This is a genomic window from Gemmatimonas sp. (assembly GCF_044344655.1).
Classification (GTDB): Bacteria; Gemmatimonadota; Gemmatimonadetes; order Gemmatimonadales; family Gemmatimonadaceae; genus Gemmatimonas.
Genome location: NZ_JBIJCN010000019.1, coordinates 46,854 through 53,230, shown reverse-complemented (window position 1 = coordinate 53,230; position 6,377 = coordinate 46,854). Strand labels below are relative to the sequence as shown.

The 6,377-nt window shown below is 67.9% G+C and carries 8 protein-coding genes; all 8 read left to right on the top strand.

Annotation, left to right across the window (positions count from 1 at the left end; translation table 11 throughout):
* Positions 1–329, top strand: a 329-nt coding sequence (locus ACIQ51_RS07320) for a PTS sugar transporter subunit IIA (RefSeq protein WP_396204371.1), incomplete at its 5' end; no start/stop codon positions are given.
* 29 nt (positions 330–358) lie between these two features.
* A complete protein-coding gene (locus ACIQ51_RS07315) occupies positions 359–853 on the top strand; it encodes a PTS system mannose/fructose/N-acetylgalactosamine-transporter subunit IIB (protein ID WP_396204370.1) in 495 nt (164 codons plus the stop codon).
* 9 nt (positions 854–862) lie between these two features.
* Positions 863–1,576: a PTS sugar transporter subunit IIC gene (locus ACIQ51_RS07310; protein WP_396204369.1), complete on the top strand. Its 714-nt coding sequence runs from the start codon at positions 863–865 to the stop codon at positions 1,574–1,576.
* 100 nt (positions 1,577–1,676) lie between these two features.
* A complete protein-coding gene (locus ACIQ51_RS07305) occupies positions 1,677–2,402 on the top strand; it encodes a PTS system mannose/fructose/sorbose family transporter subunit IID (protein WP_396204368.1) in 726 nt (241 codons plus the stop codon).
* Complete coding sequence (locus tag ACIQ51_RS07300) at positions 2,402–2,668, top strand: HPr family phosphocarrier protein (protein ID WP_396204367.1); 267 nt, start codon at positions 2,402–2,404, stop codon at positions 2,666–2,668. Before ACIQ51_RS07305 ends, ACIQ51_RS07300 begins: the two co-directional genes overlap by 1 nt.
* Positions 2,669–4,402, top strand: a complete 1,734-nt coding sequence (gene ptsP, locus ACIQ51_RS07295) for a phosphoenolpyruvate--protein phosphotransferase (protein ID WP_396204366.1) — start codon at positions 2,669–2,671, stop codon at positions 4,400–4,402.
* A 78-nt stretch (positions 4,403–4,480) separates the two neighbouring features.
* A complete protein-coding gene (gene metK, locus ACIQ51_RS07290) occupies positions 4,481–5,653 on the top strand; it encodes a methionine adenosyltransferase (protein ID WP_396204365.1) in 1,173 nt (390 codons plus the stop codon).
* Between the two features lie 158 nt (positions 5,654–5,811).
* Positions 5,812–6,327, top strand: coding sequence for a bifunctional nuclease family protein (locus ACIQ51_RS07285; RefSeq protein ID WP_396204364.1), 516 nt, complete (start codon positions 5,812–5,814; stop codon positions 6,325–6,327).
* Positions 6,328–6,377: the final 50 nt, after the last annotated feature.

The following is a 6,377-nucleotide window of genomic DNA, read 5'->3' as shown; positions in this document are numbered from 1 at the left end:
TCGTATCGGCGGTGGAGCAGATTGCCGGTCGGGGCGATCTGTTCGCGACCGTTTCCAACACGGGGCTCAGTCTCGACGATATCCAGCAGACACTCTCGCGGGCGCTTGACGACTCCGGTGCGCGGGTGATCTTCACCGATCTGCCGGCTGGCAGCTGCACCATGGCGGTGCGGCGCCTGTTGCGCGAGCGGCCCGGCGTGCTGCTCGTGACCGGCATCAACTTGTCGTTGCTCCTCGACTTTGCCATGCACGATGGCGACGATTCTTTGCAGGCCGCGCAGGCCGCACTCGAGCGGGGCCGCGCTTCCATGACTGTACACGGCGCCTGACCGCGCCACGACGCCGCTTCATCTCCCGCATGCCCATCGCGCTCTATCGCATTGACGATCGTCTCATTCACGGCCAGGTGGTCGTGGGGTGGGGACAGCCACTCGAGCTGCGCTTCATCGTGCTCGTCGACGACGAGGTGGCGGGGAGCGAATGGGAGCAGGAGCTGTACCGCATGGGCGTGCCGCCCGAGATGTCGGTGTATTTCCATGGTGTCGATGACGCCGTGCCCCGCCTCGCCGAGTACGAGCGCATGCCCGAACCGGGAATCGTTCTCACCGGGAACATCGCTACCATGCAGCGTCTGGTCGCGGGGGCGATGGGGCAGGTGCGCGCCGTCAACGTGGGAGGCGTGCACCACGCGCCCGGTCGAATTGGTCGCTTGCGCTATCTGTTCCTCACGCCCGCCGAAGAGGAGGGGCTGCGGGAGATCTCGGCGGCCGGTGTGGACGTGACCGCGCAGGATGTGCCGACGGCGAAGCCCGTGCCGCTCGCCGACATACTGTCGGCCACCACGAGTACCTGACTGCCAGTCGTGACAGAGCTGTTCGCCGCCCTCGTCCCGCTCGTGCCCGTGGCGCTGCTCGCTGGCGTGGTGGGGCTCGATGTGGTGAGTTTCCCCCAAGCCATGATCTCACGCCCGATCGTGGGCGCCACCCTCGGGGGGGCGTTCTTGGGTGCCCCGGAAGCGGGACTGGTGTGCGGCACCGCGCTCGAGTGCCTCGCGCTCGAGTCGCTGCCCGTCGGGGCGTCCCGCTATCCGGAGTGGGGGAGCGCTTCGGTCGTGGCCGGCGCGGTGGCCGCGGTGGGAGCCACCAATTCCTCCTTCCCCGATGTGGGGGCCTTCGCGGTCGCCGTGCTCGTGGGGATCGTTACGGCGTGGATCGGTGGCTGGACCATGGTCCAGCATCGCCAGCTCATCGCCCGCTTCGCCCGACCGCGGCTCGACCAGCTGGCGGCGGGATCGCGCAACACCGTCGTGGGGCTGCAGGTGTTCGGGATGACGCTCGACCTCGTGCGCGGTGTCCTGCTGGGAGGGCTCATGTACTGCGTCGCGCGTCCAGTCGCCACCCTCGTCAACGCCTTCTGGACGGTGGACGAAGACCTGTCCCGCGCCGTCATTGTCGCCTCCGTGGCTGCCGTCGCGGCCGCCGCGGTGTGGAAGGACTTTCACGCGATCAGCGGAACGCGGCGCCTGTTCGTGGTCTCCCTCGCGGTTGGCACGTTGCTGGTGGTGGCGGGTGCCTGAGACCGAGCGCAACGCCCCAGCGCTTCGCGCCGACACCGCGAGCCCCCCGTTCGCGAGCCCCCCGGACGGCCCGCCGCTCCCCGGAGCGCTGCGCGCGTCCATGCTGCTCAGATGCCTGGCCATCCAGGGCTCCTGGAATTACGAGATCCTCGTCGGCAACGGCGTGGGCTTCTGCGTGGAGCCCGCCCTGCGCCAACTTCCCGGTGGGCTCGATGGCCAGCCCTACAAGGCGGCGCTCGCGCGGCAGTCCGTGTACTTCAACGCCCACCCGTATCTCGCCGCGCTCGCCGTTGGGGCCCTCGCCCGCGCGGAGGTGGAACAGGTCGCCCCCGTGCGCATCGAGCGGTTCCGCACCGCCCTCTGCGGGCCGCTCGGCAGCGTCGGCGACCGGCTGGTCTGGGCCGCCTGGCTGCCCGCCTGCTCCCTCGTGGCCATTCTCCTCTTCGGTTTCGGGTGGTCCCCGCTCGGCGTCGTTCTGGGGTTCCTCTTTCTGTACAACGTCGGGCATCTGGGACTCCGCGACTGGGGACTGCGCAACGGCTGGAAGCACGGCCTGCGCGTGGCGACCGCGCTGGGGCATCCGGTGCTTCAGCACGGACCACGCTACATTGGTCGGGTATCGGCGGTGCTGGGCGGCCTCGCGCTGCCGTTGGCGGTTCACCGGGCCATCGGCGGGCAGCCGCCACTGTCTCCCATTCCCATGGGGGTGGCCGTCGCTACGCCCCTGCTTGCGGTACTCCTCGTGCGACTGCAGGGCCGCGCCGAGGGATGGCGCGTCGTTCTGCTCGTGCTCGCGGCCCTCGTCCTCTACTCGGTGGTGCGTTGATGGCTGAACGATCCGTTCAAATCGTGAACAAGCATGGACTGCATGCGCGTCCGGCGGCCGAGATGGTCAAGGCTGCGTCGCGGTTCAAGAGCGACATCACCATCTCGCGCGATGATCTCGAGGTGAACGGCAAGAGCATCATGGGGGTCATGATGCTGGCCGCCGAATTCGGCGCCTCCATCACCCTGCGGGCGGTGGGCCCCGACGCCGAGGATGCGCTCGACGCCCTCGTGGCGCTCGTCGCCGCGCGCTTCGGAGAGAGCTGAGTGCAGTCGGTACTCCGCGGCATTCCCGCATCGCCGGGGATCGTCGTGGGACCGGTGCACCTCCTGCGGTGGGAGGTGCCCGATGTGCGTCATCGCGTCATCGACGACGGGGCCATCCCGGGCGAAATCGGCCGTCTCTCGGCGGCGCTCGAGCGCGCACGCGCGCGTCTGCGGCATCTGCGCGCCCGTGCCGAGGTGCAGGCAGGCCCCGAGGAGGCCGCCATCTTCGATGTGCAGCTGTCGATCCTCGACGATGACGAACTGACGAACGCCACCACCGCCCTCATCCGCCAGAACCTCGGCGCGGAAAAGGCGTTCGACATCGTCCTGCTGGAGTGGCGCGCACACTTTGCGCGGTCCAGTGCCCCCATGCTGCGCGAAAAGGTCGGTGACCTCACCGACGTGCACATCCGCGTGCTCTCCATTCTGCTGGATCTGCCGGACCACGATCCGGTCGACGTGCCGCGCGGTAGCAACACGATCCTCGTGACGCACGACCTCACGCCGTCGCTCACGATGCAGCTCGATCGCGAGTGCATCGCCGCCATTGCCACCGAAGCCGGCACGGCCACGGCGCACGTGGCGATCCTCGCGCGCTCCCTTGGGCTGCCGGCGGTCGTGGGCTTGCGCCAGGCGCTCACGGTGCTGCAGGGTGGCGAGATCGCCATCCTCGATGGGGCCGATGGCACGATGATGATCGCCCCCTCCGAGCATGAAGTCGAGGATGCCCGCCAGCGGGTGGCCGAAGAGGAAGGACGCGCCGATGTCCTGCGCGAACTCGCCCACAGCGAACCGGTCACGCGCGATGGTGTGCGCGTGGTGGTGCGCGCGAATGTGGACATCCCCGACGAGGCCGAACCGGGCGCGTCGAGCGGCGCCGAAGGTGTGGGCCTCATGCGCACCGAGTTCCTCGTGGTGGGGCGCGCCAGCATGCCCGACGAGGAGGAGCAGTACCGCGCCTACAAGCGCGTGGTGCAGGCCTTCGGCGGGCGCACCGTCATCATCCGCACCTACGACGTGGGTGGCGACAAGCTGCCCGTCGGCGGCTTTCCGCACGAGGCCAATCCCTTCCTCGGGTGGCGCGCCATCCGCATGTGCCTCGACGAGAGTGAGCTTTTCAAGGTGCAGCTGCGCGCGCTCCTGCGGGCGGCGGTGCACGGCGACCTCCGCATCATGCTGCCGCTCGTCGTCACGGTCGACGAAGTGCGGGAGACTCGGCAACTGATCAGCGAGTGCGTCGCCGAGCTCTCGGCGCGGCGTGTGCCGTTCCGTGACGACGTACCGCTCGGCGTGATGGTGGAAACCCCCGCCGCCGCCGTGGCCTGCGATACGCTGGTGCGCGATGTGGACTTCTTCAGCATCGGGTCGAACGATCTGGTGCAGTACATGCTGGCCGTGGACCGTGGCAACGCCAATCTCGCGCCGCGCTACACGCCTTTCCATCCGGCCGTGCTGCGGCTCATGGCACAGGTGCAGGCCACCGGCGCCGCGCATGGCATCGACGTGTGCGTGTGCGGCGAGATGGCGTCGCAGCCCTTGTCCGTGTTTGCCTTGCTCGGCCTCGGCTTGCGGCAGCTCAGCGTGGCCCCGCGCGCCGTCGCTGACGTGAAGCGCATCATCCGTGGCGTGCGCGTCGAGGCCGCCGCCGATGCCGCGAGGGCCGCCATGGCCGCCAGTACCGCACGTGAGGCGGAAATCCTCCTCCGGCGGCGACTCCGGGCAGAACTCGGATAGCGGGCTGAACTAGTTGTGAAGCCCGTCCGTACGAACTAGTCTACGCCAGTCAACTGGACCCTTTACCAAGAGCGTTGCGTGGCCGATCGTCACCTATTCACGTCGGAGTCCGTCACCGAGGGACATCCGGACAAGATCGCGGACCAGATCTCCGATGCCGTCCTCGATGCCATCCTGACCGAAGACCCCGCGGCTCGCGTGGCCTGCGAAACGCTCGTCACCACGGGCCTCGCGGTCATCGCTGGGGAAATCACCACGTCGGCCTACGTGCACCTCCCCGATATTGTCCGCAAGACGATCGAGGGAATCGGCTACAACGATGCGAACTTTGGCTTCGATTCGAAGACGTGCGCCGTGGTGAGCACGATCGACCGGCAGTCGCCCGACATCGCGCAAGGCGTGGACACCGGTGGCGCCGGTGATCAGGGGATGATGTTCGGCTACGCGACCGACGAAACCCCCGAGCTCATGCCCCTCCCGATCCAGCTGGCGCATGCGCTCACGCACCAGCTGTCGGTGCTCCGTAAGGACGGCACGCTTCCCTGGCTCCGCCCCGACGGCAAGGCCCAGGTGAGCGTGGTGTACGAAGACAACCGTCCCGTCGCCGTCGACACGGTCGTCATCTCCACGCAGCACGATGAGAAGGTCTCCAATACCAAGCTGCGGCGCGCCATCCTCGATGACGTCATTCATGCCATTATCCCGGCCGAGTTCATCGGCCGCCGCATGAAGACGCACATCAATCCCACCGGTCGCTTCGTGATTGGCGGACCGCAGGGGGACGCCGGCCTGACCGGCCGCAAGATCATCGTCGATACGTACGGCGGCATGGGCCGCCATGGCGGCGGTGCCTTCAGCGGCAAGGACCCGTCCAAGGTCGATCGCTCGGCGTGTTACGCCGCCCGCTGGGTGGCCAAGAACATCGTGGCCGCAAAGCTCGCCCGCCGTTGTGAGGTGCAGGTGGCCTACGCCATCGGTGTGGCGCAGCCCGTGTCGGTCTACGTGCAGACGTTCGGGACCGGTACCGTTCCGGATCGCGTGATCGAAGCGGCCGTCAACGATGTGTTCGACCTCACGCCGCGCGGTATCTCGAAGGCGCTCGATCTGCGCAAGCCGATTTATCAGGCCACGGCTGCCTACGGGCACTTCGGCCGCAAGGCCGAAACGATCGGCCGTGGCAAGTCGGCGCGCACCACCTTCACGTGGGAACGCACCGACCGGGTGGGTGCCCTCAAGCAGGCCGTCAAGTAACTCGAGTGGTTCCCGGGCCGACCGCCGGTGTGCCCCTGCATGTTTCCGTGCAGCGTGGCGCACCGGGCGGTCGGTTCGGTGTATCAGTCCCTGTCCTGGGCAGCGTCGCGGCTGCCCCGACAGGCAGGTCGATCGTCGCCCCACCCGGAGAGTGTGCAATGGTGGAAGTCACAGTGGCCAGGCTCGGCCTCGACAGTGCGACGAATTCCTATGTAGTCATCCTGCGCGAAAAGGCGGGGCGTCGGGTGCTGCCCATCTGGATCGGGCAGCCTGAGGCGGAGTCCATCGCCTTACAGATGAACCAGGTGAAGCGCGAGCGCCCGCTCACCCACGATCTCTGCAAGACGCTTATCCGCTCACTCGGGGGCACCCTCCGGCGTGTCAACATCACGCGGGTGAAGAAGAACACCTACTTCGCCGCAATGCATCTCGAGGGCCCCACGGGGCTCGTCGAGGTCGACGCGCGGCCGTCCGACAGCATCGCCATCGCTCTGCGCCTCGACGCCCCGATCTTCGCACCGGAAACGCTGCTCACCGCCATGGAAACGGAAGCCGATGACGAGGCGGAGACCGGTAAGGGCGCCGACCGGGGGGAGCCGGAGCTGAGCGCCGAGCAGCTCAAAGCGTATCTTGAGAATCTTCGTCCGGAAGACTTCGGTAAATTCACACCCTAGTCGCCGCCCTCCTGTTTGCCACCGCTTGCCCCAACCGATGCATCGCTCGT

Excerpts from the sequence above, each read along its gene's own strand:
- ACIQ51_RS07285 (WP_396204364.1), top strand. The coding sequence starts at position 5,812 with ATGGTGGAAGTCACAGTGGCCAGGCTCGGCCTCGACAGTGCGACGAAT.
- ACIQ51_RS07300 (WP_396204367.1), top strand. The coding sequence starts at position 2,402 with ATGGCTGAACGATCCGTTCAAATCGTGAACAAGCATGGACTGCATGCG.
- ACIQ51_RS07305 (WP_396204368.1), top strand. The coding sequence starts at position 1,677 with ATGCTGCTCAGATGCCTGGCCATCCAGGGCTCCTGGAATTACGAGATC.
- ACIQ51_RS07315 (WP_396204370.1), top strand. The coding sequence starts at position 359 with ATGCCCATCGCGCTCTATCGCATTGACGATCGTCTCATTCACGGCCAG.